Here is a 20,334-nt window from a genome sequence, read left to right as displayed (position 1 = left end):
TCCGACACAGACGGGATATCGGCATTATACCCGGTAAGCCCGGTCGGGCATAGGGCGCCGCAGCTCGGCCCGGCTCAGCCTGCCGCCCTGGCGCTCCCCGCCGGCACGAACAGATTGCGCAGCTCGGAGGCTGGCTTTGGCGCGCTGAACAGGTAGCCCTGCATCTCGGTGCAGCCGAGCTGACGCAGCAGCGCCTGCTGCTGCCCGGTCTCGACGCCCTCTGCAGTCGTCGTCATGTTGCTGGCGGCGGCGATGCCGACCACGGCCTGCACGATCGCCGAGGAGCCGCCGACCTCGAGATCGCTGACGAAGCAGCGATCGATCTTGATCTTGTCGAATGGAAACCGCTTGAGATAGCTGAGCGACGAATAACCGGTGCCGAAATCATCGAGCGCGATGCGCACGCCGATCTCGTGCAGCTGGTGCAGGATATTGAGCGCCGTCTCGTCGTCTCGGATCAGAACGGCCTCGGTGATCTCGATCTCGAGTCGTTGCGGGGCGAGCCCGGAAGCCGCGAGCGCGCCGGCGACGCGCAAGGCCAGGCTTTGCGATTTCAGCTGCACCGGTGAGACATTCACGGCGATGCGGATATCGGCCGGCCAAGTGGCGGCCTCCGCAGTCGCGGTGCGGAGCACCCAGTCGCCGATCTCGTCGATCAACCCGGTATCCTCGGCAAGCGGAATGAAGTCGAGCGGAGGGATCATGCCCCGCTGCGGATGGCGCCAGCGCAGCAAGGCTTCGCATCCTGTCATCCGGTTGTCGCGGAGGTCGACCAGCGGCTGATAATGCAGTTCGAACTGATTTTCGGCGAGCGCCCGGCGGAGATCCTGTTCCAGCCGCAATCGTGCGCGTGCGCTCTCGTCCATCGCCGGCTCGAAGAAGCGCGACGTGCGCCGCCCCCCGGCCTTGGCCGCATACATCGCGAGATCGGCGTTCTTGATCAGCTGGTCGCGCTCAGTGCCGTCCTGCGGCGCGAGCGCAATGCCGATGCTGGCGTCGATCGAAAGCTGGTGGCCGAGGCAGTGCGCGGGGCGCCGGATCGCACCGAAGATCCGACTGACGACGTCGAGGACGTCGTCGCGGTCCTTCACTGAGGTCAGGAGCAGCGCGAATTCGTCGCCGCCGAGCCGCGCCACAAGATCGCCCGGTGCAACGCAGCTGTTGATGCGTTCGGCGACCGTCTTCAGGAGCTCGTCGCCGACGTGGTGGCCGAGGGAATCGTTGATGCCCTTGAACTCGTCGACATCGATATAGACCAGCGCGAACGGCTCGCCGTTCCGTGCCCGTTCCAGCGCTTGCTCGATTCGCTCTGCGAACAGGACGCGGTTCGGCAGATCGGTCAGGGCGTCGTAATGCGCCAGATGCGCGATCTTCTCGTCGGCCTGCCGGCGCTCGGTGACGTCCTCGACCATATGGATCAGGTAGCGCGGCGCGTCTGCCGCATCGTGAATGGCGATGCGGTACGAGGTGACGTAACGCAGGCCCAGCGCCAGGCTCTCCGTGGGATGCTCATCGAGGAACAAGCCGTCGGGGCTCGCTATCGCGCGATCGTCGTCGACCGTCACCTGCTCCGCAGCGCTTTCGGGAAACAGCTCGAAAACGGTCTTGCCGATGATGCTGTCGCGCGCGCGCAGGAAATGCCGTTCCGCGACCCGGTTGACCAGCAGGTAGCGGCGATCGCGAACGTCCTTCACCGTGATCTGGGACGGGATGTGGTCGATGATCTTGCGCAGGAAGCTGCGGTCGCGGTCGCGCTCCTGCTCGAGCCGGCGATGCTCGCTGATGTCCTCGATCGTGGTGACCCATCCGCCATGGGCCAACGGTTTGTCGATCACATGATAGAAGCGGCCGCTCGTCGTCTCCAGCACTGCCTGTGTGGTGACGCCGGCCGCAACGTTGTCCATCACCCGCGTGCAGAACTGATCGACGTCGACGTCCAGCAGACCGCGATGTCGGACGCGCTCCACGAGGTCGCGGAAATGGCAGCCGGACAGCTCTTCGTGATCATCCAGTCCGAGCAGGTCGAGGAAGCGCTGGTTGAACATGGCCACGCGTGCCTTAGCGTCATAAAGCACGAGGCCCTGGGTCATGTTGTTGAGCGCGGTATCCACCCGCTGCTTCTCCTGCTCGAGCCGGCGCTTGGCATCGCCATTCTGCCGCGCGATCTGCCGGATGATCAGCGCGAACATCGCAGCGATCACGCAGGCCGTCAGCGCGGCGGCGGCGGCGAGCAGCACGGCCTGCGATCGCCAGTCCGCCAGCACATCGTCCACGTGCCTGGTTGCGACGACGACGAGCGGAAGATCAGCGATCCTGGCGCCGGCGCCGATCCGCTCGATATTGTCGATCGGACTCCGCATCCGTGCCCTATGCCGGCCTTGCTCAAGCACGGGCGCGAGCAGCTTTACGTCGGTGATTTTGTGTCCGACCAAGTCGTCGGCTCGCGGATGGCGGACCAGCAGCGTGCCGTCACCGTCCAGCAATGTGATCGCGGTGCCGCGGTCGAGCGCCATGGACTGCAGATAGGTCTCGTAAGTCTCTGGATTGATCCGGCGGGACAACAAGCCGAGGAAGACGCCATCCTTGCCGCTGAGCCGATGCGCCACCAGCACGCTCCAGCGACCGGTCACGTAGCTGCGGATCGTCTCGATCACGACCTGATCAGGCGACGGATTGGTCTTGAGGGTCTTGAAGTAGTTGCGCTCAGCCAAGTTGATCGATGGCGCCGGCGTGGGGCCGGACCAGTTGATGATATGGCCGTCGGCGTCGACGATGGTGAGGTCGCCCATATAGGACAGCCCGTTCCCCTCCGACTGCAGCAGTTCGCGGATGGCGCCGCCGGATATTTGCGCGCGGAATGTGTCGGACGTGGCGATATCGGACAGATGCATGCGGTCGATGAGATCGCGCGCCACGGTTTCGGCGTCATTGAACTGCTGTTCGAAATGACGGGTCAGCAGCAGCGCGGTGTTTTCGAGTTCACGGCCACCATTGTCCAGAGCGCGGCTGCGAAAGCCGTCGGCCATCACGAGGGTGCCGACGATGATGGCGCCGATCAGCAGACAGCCGCAGGCGATCAGCCACCGCACCGGATCTCGCTGACGCGGCAGTTCGCTGGGAGCTGGCTTGGCCGCGATCGGGCCGGACAGGTCGAGGCCGGGAGGCATGTTGGATGGGTTTCCGCGATTTCTCTTCCGCTCCCGACCAGACATAAGCGGGACAGATGGCCTAGCCGTTAGGAAATGCGGTTACCGGATCATTAAGCGCAATAAGGATGGATGGCGCCACGCCCAGTTTAGCTGGCACCCCTTGATAGATTTCACCTTTGAAAGGGGGCGCGGGCGCCAGAACGCGCGTCGGCGGTCTGGTTAATGCCCGCTTGCGGGACGCGGCTTGCTGCGCAGGCGCCCGACGACACCAGTCGGAAAGAAATAGACGCTGGCGATGAACAACAGGCCAAGCCACAACAGCCAGCGGTCCGGATGCAACAGGCCGGGCAGCAGCGGCAGCCCGGCGTCCGCCGCGGCCGCGGATGCCGCGCCCATCAGGCTCTGCAGATAGTTCTCCGCCAGCAGAAAGATCGCAGCGCCGATGATCGCGCCATAGATCGTGCCCATGCCGCCGATCACGACCATCAGGAGAATGTCGAGCATGATCGAGAAGCTGAGCGAGGTCTCGGGGCCGGCGTAGCGGAGCCACAGCGCGTTCAACATGCCGGCGAGCGCCGCGATCACGGCGGCGATGCAGTTGGCGTAGGTGAGATGGAACACGGTGCGATAGCCGAGCGCCTCGGCGCGGAAACGGTTTTCGCGGATCGCCTGCAGCACGCGGCCGAACGGCGAGTTCACGACGCGCAGCAAGGCCAGGATCATCAGGGCGCTGACCGCGAACACGATGTAATAAGTGAGAACGCGACCGTTGATGGGAATGCCGAACCAGTCCTTCGGGATGAACACCGTACCCGGCCGCAACAGCTCGGGCAGCTGAAAGCTGCGGCCGTCCTCGCCGCCGGTCAGCCAGGACAGTTGCGAGGCCAGCACCAGGAAGGCGGAGGCGACGGCCAGCGTGATCATGGCGAAGAAGATGGCCTCTACGCGCAGCGAGAACAGGCCGATGGCAAGCGCCAGCAACAGCGCGAGCGGCAGGCCCGCGGCGACGCCGGCAGCAACGGCGCCCCAGTTCGAGCCGAGCGCATAGAGCGCGATCGCGATCGCGTAGGAGCCGATGCCGTAAAACATCGTATGTGCGAACGACACCGAGCCGGTGTAACCGAGCAGGAGGTCGTAGGAGCCGACCAGTGCGGCGAAGATGCAGATCTTCGCGGCGACGTTCATCGCCTTGGCGCCAGGGAAGATGAAGGGCGTCGCCAGCAGCGCCAGCATGATGATGAGGAGCAGGGCGGAGAGCACGCGGCTGCGCGGCGGGTCGCCGGAAAGGATCATCATCGGCTGGTCACCGCATAGAGGCCGCGCGGCCGCCACATCAAGACGGCGACCATCAGCAGGATGTTGGAGACGAGCGCGAGCTTCGGCACCAGGAAGCCGCCGTAATTGGCGACCATGGCGACCAGGATCGCGCCGATGAAGCAGCCGGTGATCGAGCCGAGGCCGCCGATGATCACGACGATGAACACCAGCACCGTCAGCTCATCGCCGATCGAGGCATGAACCTGCTCGCGATAGAGCCCCCACATCACACCCCCTAAGCCTGCGAGCGCCGAGCCGGTCATGAAGACGCCGAGGAAGAGGCGGCGGATGCGATAACCGAGGGCTTCCACCATCTCGCGGTTCTCGACGCCGGCGCGGATCAACAGGCCGAGCTTGGTGCGATTGAGCACGAGCTCGATCGCGACGAAGATCACGAGCCCCACGAGCATCGCGAGCACGCGATATTTCGAAATCGCGACATCGCCGATGATGAAGGAGCCGCGCAAGGCCGCCGGCAATGGCATCGGAATGATCTGGGGGCCGAACAGCGCATAGAGCGTCTGCTCGGCGACGATCAGCCCGCCCGTGGTCATCAGGATCTGCTTCAGATGCTGGCCGTAGACCGGAAGCACCAGCACGCGCTCGACCACGAGCCCGAGTGCGGCGGTCACCGCCATCGCCAGCAGCGCGGCCGGAACCAGCACGATCAGGTTGGTCAACAGCGAGTCGGCCTGGGTGAAGCTTGCGAGCGGCACCAGCACGAGGGTGGCGATATAGGCGCCCACCGCGATGAAGGCGCCGTGGCCGAAATTGAGCACATCCATCAGGCCGAACACGAGCGTGAGGCCCGAGGCCATGATGAAGATCATCATGCCCATCGCAAGGCTCGCCACCGTGAGCGTCACCCAGGAGCTGGCAGAGCCGATCAGCGGCAACATGACGAGCGCGAGTACGATCGGCAGCAGCACGGGCGCGATGTCCCGCTTCGGCTTCGGCAAGGCATCCGTTGCGGCGATCTCGGTCACTGATGCGCCTCCAAGCTAAGGCCGAGGAGATGTTCCTGCAGCGGCACGTCGGCGGCGAGGGCCGCCATCTCGCCGCGATGCACGATGGTGCCGTTGTCCATCACCAGCACCTGGTCGCCGAGCTCGCGCGCGGCGTGAAAGTTCTGCTCGACCAGGAGAATGGTGGCGCCGCGGCGCTTGATCTCCTTCAGGCATTCGATCAGCGCCATCACGATGGCGGGCGCCAGGCCCTTGGTCGGCTCGTCGATCAGGAGCAGCTTGCGCGGCTCGACGATGGCGCGCGCGATCGACAGCATCTGCTTTTGGCCGCCGGAGAGCGAGCCCGCGCGCGACAGCCAGAATTTCTTGAGCGCCGGGAAGAAGCCGAAAATCCAGGCGAGCTGCGCGTCATCAAGGGGACCGTTGCGGGCCGCGAGGACGAGGTTCTCCTTCACGGTGAGGTCCGAGAACACCGCCATGCTTTCCGGCACGTAGCCGACGCCGGCGCGCGCGACGTCAGGCGTGGCAAGCTGCTCGATGCGCTCGCCGGCAAGCGTGATGATGCCGCTCTTGGCCTGCCAGAGCCCCATGATGGTGCGCAAGGTCGTGGTCTTGCCGGCGCCGTTGCGCCCGAGCAGCATCGTGGTCTGGCCTTGCGGCACGTCGAAGTCGATGCCCTGCAGGATGTGGTAGCGCCCGATATAGGTGTGGACGCCGGCAAGGGTGAGGAGCGCGCTCATGCCGCACTCCGCCCCGGCGCAATGCCGAGATAGGCTTCCTGCACGATCGGCGAGGCGATCACCTCGGCCGGCTTGCCGTCCGCGACCAGCCGCCCGTTATGCAGCACGATGATGCGATCGGCGAGCGAGCGCACCACGTCCATCTTGTGCTCGACGAGCAGGATGATCTTGGCTTTGTCCTGCTTCAGCTTTGCGATCAGATCGAGCACCACCGGGACCTCGTCGATGCTCATCCCGGCGGTGGGCTCGTCGAACATGAACACTTTCGGCTCCAACGCCATCATCAACGCCACTTCGAGCTTGCGCTGATCGCCATGGGAGAGGGCAGTTGCTGCGACCTGGCGGCGGCTGCCGAGCGCGACCTGGTCGAGGATCGCGTCGGCGCGCGCGATCAGGTCGCGGTGTGCCATCCAGGGGCGCAAGAGGTCGTAGTGAACGCCGCGCTGGGCCTGAACGGCAAGGCGCACGTTCTCCTCCACGCTCAGGTTCGGAAACAAATTGGTGAGTTGGAAGGCGCGGCCAAGCCCTGCGCGGGTGCGCAGCGGTGCCGAATAGCCGGTGATGTCCTTGCCTTCGAACAGGATCGTGCCCGAGGTGGCGCGGAGCTGGCCCGAGATCAGGTTGAAATAGGTGGTCTTGCCGGCGCCGTTGGGCCCGACGATCGCCGTCAGCTCGCCCGGGCGAAAGCTGCAGCTCACGCCATCGACGGCGACATGGCCGCCGAAGCGGATGGTGAGGTCTCTCGTTTCGAGATGGGACATATGATGCTCGAAGACCAATCCGCTGGAGCAGGTGTTGCCTCTCCCGCTTGCGGGGGAGGTCGCATTGCATCGGAAGATGCGATGCGGGCGGGGGAAGTCTCTCGTACGGAAATGATCTCGCGCGAGGCTCCCCCACCCCTGCCCTCCCCCGCAAGCAGGGGAGGGAGAGCAGCGTTCACCGCTTGTTGCGGATCGGGATGTCCATCTCTTCGATCTTGATCTCGCGCACCGGCTCGTTGACGGCCCAGGCGAGGTTCGGATCGACCTTGACGCGGAAGTGATACATGCTCTGCAGAGCCTGATGGTCCTCTTTGCGGAAGATCATCTTGCCCTTCGGCGTATCGAACTCCATGCCTTCCATCGCCGCGATGAGCTTCTCGGTATCCGTCGATTTCGCCTTGCTCACCGCGGTGACGACGGCCATGGCTGCAGAGAAGCCGCCTGCCGTGAAGAGATCCGGCGGTGCGTTGAAGCGCTTCTGGTGCTCCGAGACGAGCCAGTCGTTCATCGGGTTCTTAGGGATGTCATAATAGTAATAGGTCGCGCCTTCCATGCCGGGCAGCCGCTTATAGGCCGCGAGTTCCGCGAGGATGTTGCCGCCCGTCGAAATCTCGATGCCGTAGCGCTGGGGGTCCATGTCCTGCAGCTTTCCCGGGGGATTCCCGCCGCCAGCCCAAAGTACCCAGATGAACTTGCGGCCCGGCTTGTCCTTGAGCGCGTCGAACAGCCGCTGGGCGACGGCGGTGAAGTCGGTCGTGTTGGTCGGGACATATTCCTCGGCAGCCAGGGTCGCGCCGGTCTTTGCGAGTGCTTCCTTGAACGCCGCGATGCCGTCGCGGCCGAAGGCATAGTCCTGCGCCAGCGTCGCGACCGTCACGCCCGGCTTGCCGATCGCGACCGCGTTCGAGATCGCATCCTGCGAGGAGTTGCGGCCGGTGCGGAAAATATAGCGGTTCCACTTCTCGCCGGTGATCTGGTCGGCCACCGCCGGCTCGACGATCAGGATCTTCTTGTTCTCTTCGGCGACCGGCAGGTCGGCGAGCGCAGCGGCCGACGACGTGGTGCCGATGGCGATGTCGGCGCCGTCGTCCTGATAGGCTTCCGCCAGCGCCGCCTTGGAGAGGTCCGGCTTGCCCTGGTCGTCCTTGGTGATGATGACGATCTTGCGACCGTCGATCGTCATGCTGCCCTTGGTGGCGTATTCGAAGCCCATCCGGAGGCCGGTTTCGGTCTGCTTGGCATAGGCTTCGAGCGGTCCGGTCTTACCGTAGATCAGCGCGACCTTCAGGTCGTCGGCCAGCGCCGACGTCGCGAGCAGCGCAACGGCCAGCCCGGAAACAATACCCTTAAAAAAATCAGACTTTCGCACGAGCCATCCTCCCAGCTTTCGGGCGCTTATAGGGAGAACTGATAGTGTGGGGGCTCGGTCAAGGCAAGGCGGTTTCCGCGCCGCAAGGTGCCTCCCGTCCGTTCCGCCAGGCTAGCGTCGATAGCGGTTGCCGCGGATATAGGCCTGCCGGTTTTCCTGCACCGCGCGACTCGCCAGGCTGACGCGCGCTTCGCTTGCAAGTGGCGTCGCGGGTCTCAACTCCTCGAGGAAGATCGGCCGCGAGAAGTAATAACCTTGCGCGTAGCGGATGCGGGTCGCGGCTTGCAGGTAAGCGAGCTCCTCGAATGTCTCGATGCCTTCGGCGATCACGGTCATGCCGAGCGCTTCGCTCAAGGATTCGATCGCGCGCAAAATGCCCTGGCTGCGCGGACGCTTGTGAATGTCCGTGATGAAGGAACGGTCGATCTTGATCTCGTCGGCGGTGATGTCGGCCAGCGCTGAGAGCGACGAATAGCCGATGCCGAAATCGTCGATCGAGATGCCGACGCCGATCTCGCGCAAGAGCGGCAGGATCTGATCCTGGAAATGGCTGCGGGCGACGAACGCATCCTCCGTGACTTCGACCATGAAGCGCTTTGGGAAGCCGGTCGCCGCGATCGCCTGCGCAAACGGCCGCATGAAGTCCGGGTTGCCGGCCTGCTTGGCCGCGACATTGATGCTGATGGTCGTGTCCGCGCCGAAAGTTTCGTTGATCAGGTCGATGGATCGGATGATCTCGGCCAGCACCAGATGCGTCAATTCGTCGATCAGCCCGAGCTCGACGGCCAGGTTGACGAAGGCGCCCGGCGCCTGGATCACGCCCTCATTGTCGCGCAGCCGCACCAGAGCCTCGATGCCTTTGATCTCCTCGGTGCGGATGTCGACCTTCGCCTGGAACGCACAGCAGAAGCGCTTCTCCAGGATGGCGAGCCGCAGGGATTGTTCGACCTGCATGCGGGCGAGCGCTTCGTGCTCCATGCCGCTGTTGAAGAACGCCATCGCACCTTTGCTGGCATTCTTCACCCGGTACATTGCGAGGTCGGCGTTCTGGCGCAGCACCTCGTAGTTCGTCCCATGTTCGGGGAAGAGGCTGACCCCGATCGATGCGGAGGCAAAGACCTCGGCGCCGTCGATGAAGAAGGGCGCGCTCAGCCGATGCAGCGTCGCTTGCAGAAATTCGGAGACCTCCTCGGCGCGCTCGATCGGGTGGAGCAGCAGCAGGAATTCATCGCCGCTGATCCGCGACAACAGGTCGCTCTCGCGCAGGTCGCGGCCGATCCGCTTGGCAAGCGCGATCAGCAGCGCATCGCCGGTGGCGTGGCCGTAGTAATCGTTGATGTATTTGAAATTGTCGAGATCGAGGAAGGCGAGGGCGAACCGGCCGGCGGTCTTGCCTTGCCTGATCAGAGTCTCGGCACGATGCTCCACCACGCGACGCATCGGCAAGCCGGTCAATTCGTCGTAATAGGCGGAACGGAAGAGCTGTTCTTCGAAGGTCTTCTGCTCGCTGATATCGGCGGAGCTTGAGATCAGCAGGTTGCGATCGCCGATCCGCACAGGACGGTGCGCCGTCAGCAGCGTCTGCGCGCCGTGCTCGGTCGCAACCGGCTCTTCCGCCACCATCGGCCGTCCCGAGCTCAAGACGTCGCGGCCGGCCGCCTGCCGCCGTTGGACATGTTTGGTGGCCGCGGCTGGACCTTCCGCAGTCAAGCCGAGCTGCGCTGCGGCCGCATCGTTCATCAGCACAAAGCGGCCGTGCTCGTCCTGGACCGTCACGCCGGTCGGGAGCAGGCCGAGAACATTGCGCAAGAAGTGAAGCTCGGCCTCTGTGGTGGCTGTGCTCTGATCTGCGCCGGAGGAAAGGTTGAAACGATCGATGCCGTACATGCGCGCGAATGTGCGCAAGTTCCCGCTTCATTTTAGTTAAGCGCTACGTAGAAACACGGAGCTCGCCGGCCGCGTGCACCGATTTCCAGGGGCCTGCGGGCGTGCCATCGTTAATGGAGTATTGATGCGATCGCTTGGTGGGCGTGGCGGGATCAAGGCATTGTCTCGCTTCGATACGTCAGCTCGGCGGAATGCGACATTGCATGGTGCAGTGAATGCCGGTCTTGAGAAAGCTGGTCTCGGACGTGCCGTCGAAGGTCGACAGAGCCGCCTTCAGCAGCTTGGTGCCGAAGCCGGGATCGCCGACGGTTTCGATCGGCGGTCCTTCGGACTCGTCCCAGGCGAGCTTGAGCCGGCCGTCCTGCTCCGTCCACCTCACCTGCAGATAGCCGCAGGGCGACGAGAAGGCGCCGTATTTGGCGGCATTGGTCGCAAGCTCATGAAAGATGAGGGCCAGGCTGACGGCGAGCTTGGCGGGCAGGAATAGCGGGCCGCCGTTCAGTTCGAAGCGCACATGGCCATACGGACCGAGCTCGGAGACCAAAAGGTCCTTCAGGTCGCAGCCGCGACCATCGACCTTGGCGATCAGGTCATCGGCGGTGGCCAGGGCCCGAATGCGATGATCGATCGTCGCCCATACGTCCGGGCGATCATACAGCACCTGATGCAGCACGGCGTGAATGGTGGAGGTCTTGTTCTTCAGCCGGTGCTGCAGCTCATCGACCACGAGCTTCCGATACTGCTCTTCCTCGATCAGGCGCTTGGCGATCTCGCGCTGCTTGGCTGCGATGGCGCGATAATGGCTGATGCCCCAGATCACCAGGCCGCAGGCGACCAGATACAGGGCCAACAAGACGAGCTTCGCGCCATCGGACGGGCCGGCGCCGAATTCCAGCAGCATGCCGAGTGCGCCGCCTGCGATCGAGGTTGCAATTCCATAGCGCGGACCGCCGAATGCGGCGACGAAGACCACTGCAGGAAAATACGGCGTGAAAAAGATGTCCGGACGGATGTGCGCCAGCCCCCAGCGCACCAGCGTCGCCAGCGCCAGGCAGAGAACACCAAAACCGACACTCATCGCTGGCGCCGGCTGCAATTCGCCCCGCCAAGCGCTCCGGAACTCGTCGACGAATCGCCTCATTGCATTCATCAGCCTGAACGGCGCATCCAAATTAAGGCCAAGAGGGCGGAAGTTCGACACGATCGTGGATAGATCTCCCGTTTGTCCTGTCATGCGGTACGGTTGAGAATAGTTCCAACGCGGAACGGGATCCGCGCTGGTCACGCCTGGATAAGCACAAGGGAGCAAGACATGGGACGACTGAACGGCAAGGTCGCGGTGATCACCGGCGCCACCAGCGGCATCGGCTTGCGCACGGCTGAAATATTCGTGGCCGAGGGTGCGAAGGTCGTCGCTGCCGGCCGTCGCGCTGCCGAGGGCGAAGCCTTGGCGAGCAGGCTGGGCGCGAATTGCATTTTTCATCAGACCGATGTGGCGGTCGACGAGCAGGTGCGTGGCTTGATCGATGGCGCGGTCGAACGCTTCGGCCGGCTCGACTGCCTGTTCAACAATGCCGGCGGTCCCGCGCAGACCGGCGGCATCGAAGGGCTCGAGGCGGAGCGGCTTGATGCCGCGATCGCTGTCCTGCTGCGCAGCGTGATGCTTGGTATGAAGTATGCCGCGCCTCACATGAAGAAGCAGGGTTCCGGCAGCATCATCAACAATGGCAGCATCGCCGGCCGGCTCGCCGGCTTTTCGACCTCGCTGGTCTACAGCACGGCCAAGGCCGCGGTCATTCATCTCACCAAATGCGTGGCCATGGAGCTCGGCGAGTCCGGCATCCGCGTCAACTCGATCTCGCCGGGCCTGATCGCCACCGGCATCTTCGGCAAGGCGCTGGGGCTGTCCACCGATGCCGCGGAGAAGACACCCGAGACGATCCGCAACGCCTATGCGACGGCGCAGCCGATCCCGCGCGCCGGCTTGCCCGACGACATCGGCTATGCCGCGGTGTTTCTCGCCAGCGACGAATCGAGCTTCATCAACGGGCATGACCTCGTCATCGACGGCGCCATCACCGGCGGCCGCAATTGGAGCCAGCAGCAGCAAGGATATGAAGCGATGCGCAAGCTGCTGGGTCAGGCGGTGGAGTAAGGCGGAGGGCGTTCGCGGCGATGCCTCGTCACTGCGGAGCAATCCCGAAGCCTGACGCGCTTTCTGGATGGCTTCGCGAAGCCTGTCATCGCTCCGCGCTTTGCGCAAATCCGTTGGCTCGCCATGACGTGCTGCACGGGCCGAGATCATGAACTCCGTCATCGCGAGCGTTAGCGAAGCGACCGGGAAGCTGATCCGCGTGCTGCATGTTCTGTTCGAGCGTGCACTCACAGCGCCTTCAGCGTCACCTTCAGCCCGTCGCGCGGCTTCGGGATCGGCCACACCTGCCAGCTCGGCCGATAGTCCGATGCGAACGACACCTCGACGTTGGCGAGGAAGTGCCGCGCGAAGCATTTCGCCTGCATGTTGGCGAAGTGCAGACCGAGGCACATATGGGCGCCGCCGCCGAACGGCACCCACGCGAAACGGTGGCGTCCGCGCTGGGCCTCGTCGGTGAAGCGCATCGGGTCGAAGCGATCAGGCTCGGGCCAGATCTCCGGCATATGGTGCGTGAACATCGGATTGACGCCGATGCCGGTGCCGGCCGGGATCGCATAGCCCTTGAAGGTGAAGTCCCTGAGCGCGCGGCGCGGCAGCGACGGCACCGGCGGCATCAGCCGCAGCGTTTCCTGGAACGCCATCCCGGTCAGCTTCATCTGCTCCAGATGGTTCGCATCCATCGGCTCGCCGTCGGCGAGGCCGAGGCTTGTGACCTCCGCGCGCAATGCCTGCTGCCAGTCCGGATTCGCGGCCAGCTGCGCGACGAAGGACGTGAACGACGAGGTCAGCGTGTCATGGGCCGCCATCATCAGGAAGCTCATATGATCCACGATGGCCTGCGTCGACAACAGTGCGCCGTCATCGTCGGTGGCACGGCAGAGATGTGAGAACAGGTCCTCGCCGTCGCCCTTGGCGCGGCGCAACGGGATCTGCTCGGAGAAGTAGGCGACGACGCGCTTGCGCCCCTTGACGCCGCGCGCCATCTGCGTGCCGGGCAGCGGCCGCCTGATCGGGGTGACCGCGGCGGCGACCATGTCGATGAAGGCGCGGTTGATCGTCTCGACCTCCGGCCCGAGCTCGGTGCCGAGAAAGGCCGTCGCGGCAAGGTCGAGCGTGAGCTGCTTGATCGCGGGATAGAACAGCATCTCGCCCGGATGGGCCTTCCACTGCGCGACCCGCGCGGCGATGCCGCGGTCGAGCCCGGCGAGGTAGGATTTCATCGGTCCGGCCTTGAACGCGACCGACAGCGCCTTGCGATGCGCTCGATGCTCGTCGAAATCCATCAGCATCAGCCCGCGCGGAAACAACAGGCCGAGCACCGGCTCCCAGCCATGCGCCGATGAAAACAGCTTGGCCTGGTCGAACAGCACGAGCTCATTGGCCTCCGGCCCGAGCAGCACGACCGTGGTCTCCCCCAGCACGTGGCTGCGATAGACCGGCCCGTATTTGGCCGCGTTGCTTTCGACATGGCCCTTGGGGTCGGCCAGGATCTGCAAGGTCTTGCCGATGATCGGCCAGCCCTCGTCGCCGGGAATATGCGTCAGCGAATTGCGCTTCGGCGATTTCAGCACGAGCGCGGGAGAGGCCACACTTTGCATCGACATCGCGGAAGCTCCATCTCATCGGAAAGGTAGGAGGGGCGGCGGCACGTCGGAGCGTTCATTGATATGCGGTTGCAGCCGTGATGCAATACGTTCCTGGGCATCATTCGTTCTTCAGTTCCGCTGCATCGCACGCGTTCGCGATCTCGCGACGCATTTCGCGCGTCCGAGTCTTCCTGGAAGTCCTGCCCTCTTCAAGCAGAGGGCACGGGGAATGCCGGGCGCTGGCCGCACCCATGGCCCGCCTGCAGAAGAGAAAGCAGGCGGCAGTCACCACGGGCTCAGCCGGGACACCCGGCATTCCCCGCGCGATGGCTTTAACGGCTGCTTCGCGATCTCCCCGGTGCGCCGGGCTTGTTGGCCACCGTCACCTGCGCGACGCGTGAGCGCCAGCTCAGGCTTAATACTAGCGTCGGAGTATCAGGACCACGCGACTTGACCGTGCGCATCGCTGCTGTTCGTCTGCGCAGGAAACCCGCGCTGCAACATCGACACGCCCACCGCATCCCGCCTCCACGTTCGTGACGACCGCGAAGCGTCCCTCAAGCGAGGCGGGACGGGGATAGAGAAACATTAATTCTGAAAAAACGAAAGTGGAATATTTTTGCGAGAATGGCTGGACAGGGGTGATGTGGTTGAGGCGACTGGTGAAATGAGTTTTTCGGCGCGGATCGTTCTTGGGGGGCGGTAGAAGGGCGCGCGGATTAGCGGAGCGTAATCCGCCTCATCGCTCAGGTGTGCGTCGTCTACCATAACTCGTCGGCGTGTTACGGCTCGATACGATAGCGTCGGCTCTGGGGCGATATCGTGAAGTTCAATTCGAACTAACTTCGTCAGGCGCGGCCTAATACTACTGCGTCACAAATTTCTCCGCGTTTTTGGCGCCGAGACAAGGCCGCAACATGGACATCGGGGCAATGTTCTTACCAGGGCTCGGATCAGCCGGACGCGCATGGTTGCGATCGAGTTCGGCACGTGGCGCTCAGGCCGCGTAGGCGGCTCCTCTGGGTCGATAATCGGCGGGTAAGGGAGGCGCCTGGATTCTCGGGGCGCAACGCGGTCCTGAGGGGGGAATCGTCGCCTGCTCGGCGATCAGGAAGCCGTAAGCCGCGATGCAAAGCGTGGCGTGATGATGGAAGCCGCGCCAGCCGCGTCCCTCATAGTGCCCGAGTCCGACTTCCTGCTTAAGCTCCTCATAGTCGCGCTCGACGCGCCAACGCAGCTTGGCAAAGTCGACAAGGTGCCGGAAGCTGGTGTTCGCGGGCAATGTCGAGAGCCAGTATTTGGTGGGTTTCTTTTCCCCTTCAGGCCACTCGATCAGCAGCCATTCCGATTGGAGCTTCTCCGGGATCAGCTTGTTGTGCCCGACACGAACGCGCATACGGGCGAACCGTGATGACAGCCATTCGGCCGACCCCTCCCGCCACCTGATCGTGCGCCAGGCCTCCTTGGGCAGGCCGCGAGCTACTTTCTCGGCCGGTACCAGGTCCGGCTCGTCACGACGACCCGTGTTGTTCAGCGGCTTTCCCTTCCGCCGCGGGCCGCTCCCGGGCCGCCACATCAGGGTGTTCGGCAGAATGCCCGCAACATAGGTCAATCCGAGAGACGTGAGTTCTGTGCGCAGCTCCGAGTCACGGCCATAGCCGGAGTCCATCAAGACTGCCCCACGTGGAAGACCGGCTTCGCATGCACGACGTATCTGCTCGAGCGCGATCTTCGACTTGGTCATGAACTTGATGTCTTTGGGCACACCCGCCTTGTTTCGCCGGACGCGGTTCTTGCTCCAGGCTTCCGGCAGGTACAGCCGATAGGCCACCGGCAGGCTGGCGGCGTGATTGGCAATCGACAGCGATACCGTCACTTGGCAATTGGCCTGCTTGCCGAGCTCGCCACAATATTGGTGGTGCACGCCAACCGAATGCTTTCCCTTCTTGGCAAACGACGTGTCATCGAGAATCCAGGCCTCGATCGGCCCGGCTTTTTCCATCGCCGGCAGCACCATCTCGCGCACCTTGGCCAGCACCTTCTCGTCCGACCAGGAGGAGACACCGACAAAGTGCAGCAGCGACTGATGCTGGGCCGCCGTGCGGGCCGGAGCTGTCCTAGCTGCCATCGGTTCCACGCTCTTGCGCTCCCCGGGCAGCATCAGGCCTGTACAATAGTCGTGCAGCGGGCTTATTCTGTCTGCGTGCCCGATCTCGCTCGCGAGACCTTCGACATAGGACGCAAATCGACGCGCACTGGCTTCTTCAAGCTTGAGATCCATTCGACCCTCCCGCGCGTGAAAGTCTGAATCTCTACAAATACTTGATTCTTAGCCTGACGTACCGGCGGTTTTTGACTCAGTAGTACTAATCCGCCCTACAGGCCGATTCAAAAAGCGGGATTGGACGAAGGGAACATTGAGTTCTTGAAGCAATTGGCGAAGGCAGCAGGTGCTGCTATCTCTGAGGATGCAGAACAGGATGAAGTCTACGTCGTAGCTCCAGATCATCGCGTAGGGCGGATTAGCGAAGCGTAATCCGCCACCTTTCCTCAGCAGCGGTCTTCATCGCCGTTCTCCGAATTCACCTGCCGCTTCCATCTCGCCTGCCCAATCCAGAGGAAAGATCCCGGCGCGGACATCGCGATGAAACGACGAATGCGGCCATTCCCCGACGCGATTGACCAGCCCATGTTTCATTGGGTTGATGTAGCAATATTCGACATGGCGAGCGTAGTCGGCTTCGTCACGGATCAGGTGCTCCCAGAAGCGCCGCTGCCAGATTCCGCGTTCGTTGCGGGCGATCCGGACGGGGCTGCGCGGTTCACTCGAAGGCAAGCTGCGTGCAAACTTCGTCTTGATCAATCGCCACCGTGTCGAGAAATCGGCATCGCCCGGAGGTAGCGTCCACACCGTATGAAGATGGTCGGGGAGAACGACGAACGCGTCGATCTTGAACGGCAGCCGTTCGCGCGTGGCCGCTACCGCGAGCCGCAGGCTGGCGACGTGCTCGACGAGCAGAGTCTGCCGTCGGTTCAGCAGGTTCACCGTGAAAAACCAGCATCCGCCAGGGACGAAGGCGCGACGATAGTTGGGCATGCCGTGATCCTACGGGACCGCCTGCGTCGATGGAAGCATGGCGGATTACGCTTCGCTAAATCCGCCCTACAGGCTGCAGGAAAATCACCGCAGTCTTCGTGTGGTACCCCCACCCCCGACCCCTCCCCGCAAGGGGGAGGGGAGAACCGGCTGCGTGCCCGCCTTACGTCGCAGGCTCTGCCCCATCATCCCCTCCGCTTCGCCGCCGCCTCCTGCAGGTCCGGCGCATTCACGGCCGGAATTGCGACCCGCCCCGGCCCGGTCTGCGCCAGCGCGGCGGCGGCTTTTTCGTTGTCCATGATCTTGGCCATCACGGCTTGGCCTGCGCGCTCGAAGATGTCGCGGTTCTCGATGACGAAGGTTTGCGAACGGCGCAGGCCGTCGATGTAGCCGTTGATCTCCGGCACCACGTAGCGCGCGACCATGTCCCAGCTGCGGCGGGTGTTTTCCGGGTTGGCCCAGTCGTGGACGAAGCCGACGATGGTGCCGACGCCGCCGGACACCTGCATCAGGTTCTTGATCGTCTTGACGAGATCGTCGGGCGTGCCGATCGTCGATGCCGCGGCCTCGACGAAGGCGGTCTTGTCGACGGCCTCGTCCGGCGAGGCGAACGGCTTGAGGCCAGGGCGCATCAGGGTGCCGACGGTGTACTCGTTGTGCCAGCGCATCAGTCCGGCGCCGGCCTCGCGTCGCGCCTGCTCGCGGGTTTCGGCGATGTGCCAGGACAGCAGCACGCGCCAGTTCGCCCGGCTCACGGTGGTGCCGTGCTTCTTCGCGGCGTCCTCGGCGAACTCCCATTGCTGCGGCAGCGCCATCAATCCTTGCGTCGACATCGAGCCCAGCGAGATGATGCCGATGCCGTATTTGCCGGCGAGCGTCATGCCGGACGGCGAGATCTGCGAAGCCACGACGAACGGCATCTCCTCCTGCAGCGGCAGGATCTGCAGCGCGGCATCGTTCATGGTGAACCAGTCGCTCTTGGCGGTGACGCGCTCGCCGTTGAACAGGCGGCGGATGACGGCGATGGCCTCGTCCTGGCGGTCGCGCTGCGTCATCGGGTCGATGCCGAGCGTGTGGGCATCCGAGGCCAGCGCGCCGGGGCCGGAGCCGAAAATGGCACGGCCGCCGGTCATGTGATCGAGCTGCACCATGCGCTGGGCGACATTGAACGGATGGTGATAGGGCAGCGAGATGACGCCGGTGCCGAGCCTGATGCGCTTGGTGCGTTCGCCGGCCGCGGCCAGGAACATCTCCGGCGAGGCGATCGTCTCCCATCCGCTCGAATGATGCTCGCCGCACCAGAACTCGTCATAGCCGAGCTCGTCGAGCTGCGCGACGAGGTCGAGGTCGCGGCGGAATTGCAGCATCGGATGCTCGCCGATCGGATGATGCGGAGCCAGGAAAGCTCCGAATTTGAGGCGCGCCATGTGTTTTCTCCCGCGTGGAATTCATTGTTGTCTCTCGGAGAGGCTATGGGGTGGACCGTGATCAGGCAATTGCTGGCGGCGCAAGGCGGATTGACGTCTTGCGCGGAACGGGGCGTGTCCACTGTGGCGGGCTGCATTCCTGACCTTGGCGTGACCAAGGACGGCCGCAGGCGGAAACACTGGTGCGATTGCACCCAGCCGGGTCGTCCTTCGTGGATGGGCCCGCGGTTGCAGCGGCGCAACCATACGCGGCCCTAAACGGCGGGCGCCGATTGACCCGCTGCCCGCGCGACCTATAACGGGGGGCCGTCCATGAACCGGAATATCCGCACTTTTCGCCTGAGGCTGTGATGTATCTGAGGCCGTCCGACGCCAACGCGACGCTGCAACTGCCGAGCAAGCGCAAGCGCGATCTGCTCGATCACTATGAAAGCAATGTCGAGGAGCTCGACCGCTGGCGCGAATTCAACGCCGCCTATCACGCCGACGACCTCAAATTCATGCAGTTCCTGATCCCGCCAGGAAAGCGGGTGCTGGAGCTCGGCTGCGGCCGCGGCGATCTGCTCGCCGGGCTCAAGCCCGCTTACGGCGTCGGCATCGATTTCGGCGCGCAGACCATCGCCACCGCGAACGCGCGGCATCCTGAGCTCAATTTCGTGCTCGGCGACGTCGAGGATCCCGCAACGCTGGATGCGATCGAAGGGCCGTTCGATTACATCGTCATTGCCGATACCATCGGCATGTTCGAGGATATCGACGGCACGATGCGGCTGATCCAGAAGCTCTGCGCGCCGTCGACGCGGATCATCATCTCTTACTACTCCCATTTGTGGGAGCCGATCCTGAAGGCCGCCGAAGCCGTGAACCTGCGGCGCAAGCAGCCCAAGATCAACTACATCGCGACCGCCGATTTCCTCAATTTGATGGACCTCGCGGATTTCGAGGTCATCCGCCACGAACAGCGGCAGCTGTTGCCGCAGCGCTGGTTCGGGCTTGGGACGTTCATCAACAGCTACATCGCTCCACTGCCGGGCATCCGCGCGCTGTGCCTGCGGACATATCTGGTGGCGCGCCCGGTGCGGCATTTCCCGGATCGCAAGCTCTCCGCCAGCATCGTCATTCCCTGCCGCAACGAGCGCGGCAATATCGAGGACGCGATCAAGCGCATGCCGCGCTTCGGATCGCACCAGGAGATCCTGTTCGTCGAAGGCAATTCCAGCGACGGCACCTTCGCCGAATGCGAGCGCGTCCGCGACGCCTACAAGGATCAGTGGGACATCAAGGTCTTCAAACAGGACGGCAAGGGCAAGGGCGACGCGGTGCGCAAGGGGTTCGCCGCGGCGAGCGGCGACGTGCTGATGATCCTGGACGCCGATCTCACCATGCCGCCGGAGACCTTGCCGAAATATCACACGGTCATCGAGAGCGGAAAGGCCGAGTTCGTCAACGGCACGCGGCTGGTCTATCCGATGGAAGACGAAGCGATGCGGCCGCTCAACTTCATCGCCAATCGCTGCTTCGCCTATATGTTCAGCTTCCTGGTGAACACCCGCCTCACCGATACGCTGTGCGGCACCAAGGTGCTGCTGCGCAAGGACTATGAAGTGCTGGCGAGAGAACGCGGCTATTTCGGCGATTTCGATCCGTTCGGCGATTTCGACCTGATCTTCGGTGCCGCAAAGCAGAACCTGAAGATCATCGAGACCCCGATCCACTACAAGGCGCGCACGTTCGGCGAGACGCAGATCTCGCGCTTCCGTGACGGCTGGCTGCTCTTGAAAATGGTGTGGTTCGCCTATCGCAAGCTGAAAGCGATCTGAGGGCCGAGAAACACCTTACGGGTCTATTGCTCTGACGCGGCATTTGATGCTCACAATCGCA

At 63.7% G+C, this 20,334-nt stretch carries 14 protein-coding genes; 2 read left to right on the top strand and 12 right to left on the bottom strand.

Annotation, left to right across the window (positions count from 1 at the left end; genetic code table 11):
* Nucleotides 1–74: 74 nt before the first annotated feature.
* The 8 genes from QX034_RS11620 to QX034_RS11585 form a co-directional block, all read right to left on the bottom strand.
* Nucleotides 75–3,167, bottom strand: a complete 3,093-nt coding sequence (locus QX034_RS11620; protein ID WP_315702440.1) for an EAL domain-containing protein — start codon at nt 3,165–3,167, stop codon at nt 75–77.
* Nucleotides 3,168–3,368: 201 nt separating this feature from the next.
* On the bottom strand, nt 3,369–4,445 hold the full coding sequence (locus tag QX034_RS11615; RefSeq protein ID WP_315702441.1) for a branched-chain amino acid ABC transporter permease: 1,077 nt from the start codon (nt 4,443–4,445) through the stop codon (nt 3,369–3,371).
* Nucleotides 4,442–5,452: a branched-chain amino acid ABC transporter permease gene (locus QX034_RS11610; protein WP_315702442.1), complete on the bottom strand. Its 1,011-nt coding sequence runs from the start codon at nt 5,450–5,452 to the stop codon at nt 4,442–4,444. Before QX034_RS11610 ends, QX034_RS11615 begins: the two co-directional genes overlap by 4 nt.
* Nucleotides 5,449–6,171, bottom strand: a complete 723-nt coding sequence (locus QX034_RS11605; protein ID WP_315702443.1) for an ABC transporter ATP-binding protein — start codon at nt 6,169–6,171, stop codon at nt 5,449–5,451. The genes QX034_RS11610 and QX034_RS11605 overlap by 4 nt, the downstream gene beginning before the upstream one ends.
* Nucleotides 6,168–6,932: an ABC transporter ATP-binding protein gene (locus QX034_RS11600; protein ID WP_315702444.1), complete on the bottom strand. Its 765-nt coding sequence runs from the start codon at nt 6,930–6,932 to the stop codon at nt 6,168–6,170. Before QX034_RS11600 ends, QX034_RS11605 begins: the two co-directional genes overlap by 4 nt.
* A gap of 175 nt (nt 6,933–7,107) precedes the next feature.
* The gene (locus QX034_RS11595) at nt 7,108–8,301 is read right to left on the bottom strand and encodes a substrate-binding domain-containing protein (protein WP_315702445.1); all 1,194 of its coding nucleotides are present in this window, start codon (nt 8,299–8,301) and stop codon (nt 7,108–7,110) included.
* Between the two features lie 111 nt (nt 8,302–8,412).
* A complete protein-coding gene (locus tag QX034_RS11590) occupies nt 8,413–10,188 on the bottom strand; it encodes a putative bifunctional diguanylate cyclase/phosphodiesterase (RefSeq protein WP_315728331.1) in 1,776 nt (591 codons plus the stop codon).
* A gap of 178 nt (nt 10,189–10,366) precedes the next feature.
* On the bottom strand, nt 10,367–11,329 hold the full coding sequence (locus tag QX034_RS11585; protein ID WP_315702446.1) for a sensor histidine kinase: 963 nt from the start codon (nt 11,327–11,329) through the stop codon (nt 10,367–10,369).
* 171 nt (nt 11,330–11,500) lie between these two features.
* Between QX034_RS11585 and QX034_RS11580 the strand changes: the two genes are divergently transcribed.
* Nucleotides 11,501–12,343 (top strand): SDR family NAD(P)-dependent oxidoreductase, encoded by an 843-nt coding sequence (locus QX034_RS11580; RefSeq protein ID WP_315728121.1) that lies wholly within the window; start codon nt 11,501–11,503, stop codon nt 12,341–12,343.
* Nucleotides 12,344–12,570: 227 nt separating this feature from the next.
* Here the strand turns inward: QX034_RS11580 and QX034_RS11575 are convergent, their stop codons facing one another.
* The 4 genes from QX034_RS11575 to QX034_RS11560 all read right to left on the bottom strand — a co-directional run bounded on the left by QX034_RS11575 (nt 12,571) and on the right by QX034_RS11560 (nt 18,453).
* Nucleotides 12,571–13,947, bottom strand: a complete 1,377-nt coding sequence (locus QX034_RS11575; RefSeq protein ID WP_315728123.1) for a cytochrome P450 — start codon at nt 13,945–13,947, stop codon at nt 12,571–12,573.
* Between the two features lie 979 nt (nt 13,948–14,926).
* On the bottom strand, nt 14,927–16,210 hold the full coding sequence (locus QX034_RS11570; RefSeq protein ID WP_315727656.1) for an IS701 family transposase: 1,284 nt from the start codon (nt 16,208–16,210) through the stop codon (nt 14,927–14,929).
* Between the two features lie 282 nt (nt 16,211–16,492).
* Nucleotides 16,493–17,026, bottom strand: coding sequence for an REP-associated tyrosine transposase (locus tag QX034_RS11565; protein ID WP_315728125.1), 534 nt, complete (start codon nt 17,024–17,026; stop codon nt 16,493–16,495).
* A 185-nt stretch (nt 17,027–17,211) separates the two neighbouring features.
* Nucleotides 17,212–18,453, bottom strand: a complete 1,242-nt coding sequence (locus tag QX034_RS11560) for an LLM class flavin-dependent oxidoreductase (RefSeq protein WP_316195395.1) — start codon at nt 18,451–18,453, stop codon at nt 17,212–17,214.
* Nucleotides 18,454–18,803: 350 nt separating this feature from the next.
* Here QX034_RS11560 and QX034_RS11555 point away from each other — a divergent pair, with 350 nt between their 5' ends.
* A complete protein-coding gene (locus tag QX034_RS11555) occupies nt 18,804–20,273 on the top strand; it encodes a glycosyltransferase (protein WP_316195393.1) in 1,470 nt (489 codons plus the stop codon).
* Nucleotides 20,274–20,334 lie beyond the last annotated feature (61 nt).

The organism is Bradyrhizobium sp. SZCCHNR3119, assembly GCF_032487775.1.
Classification (GTDB): Bacteria; Pseudomonadota; Alphaproteobacteria; order Rhizobiales; family Xanthobacteraceae; genus Bradyrhizobium.
The sequence above is the reverse complement of the archived record's forward strand: the minus strand, read 5'-3'. Positions and strand labels throughout refer to the sequence as shown.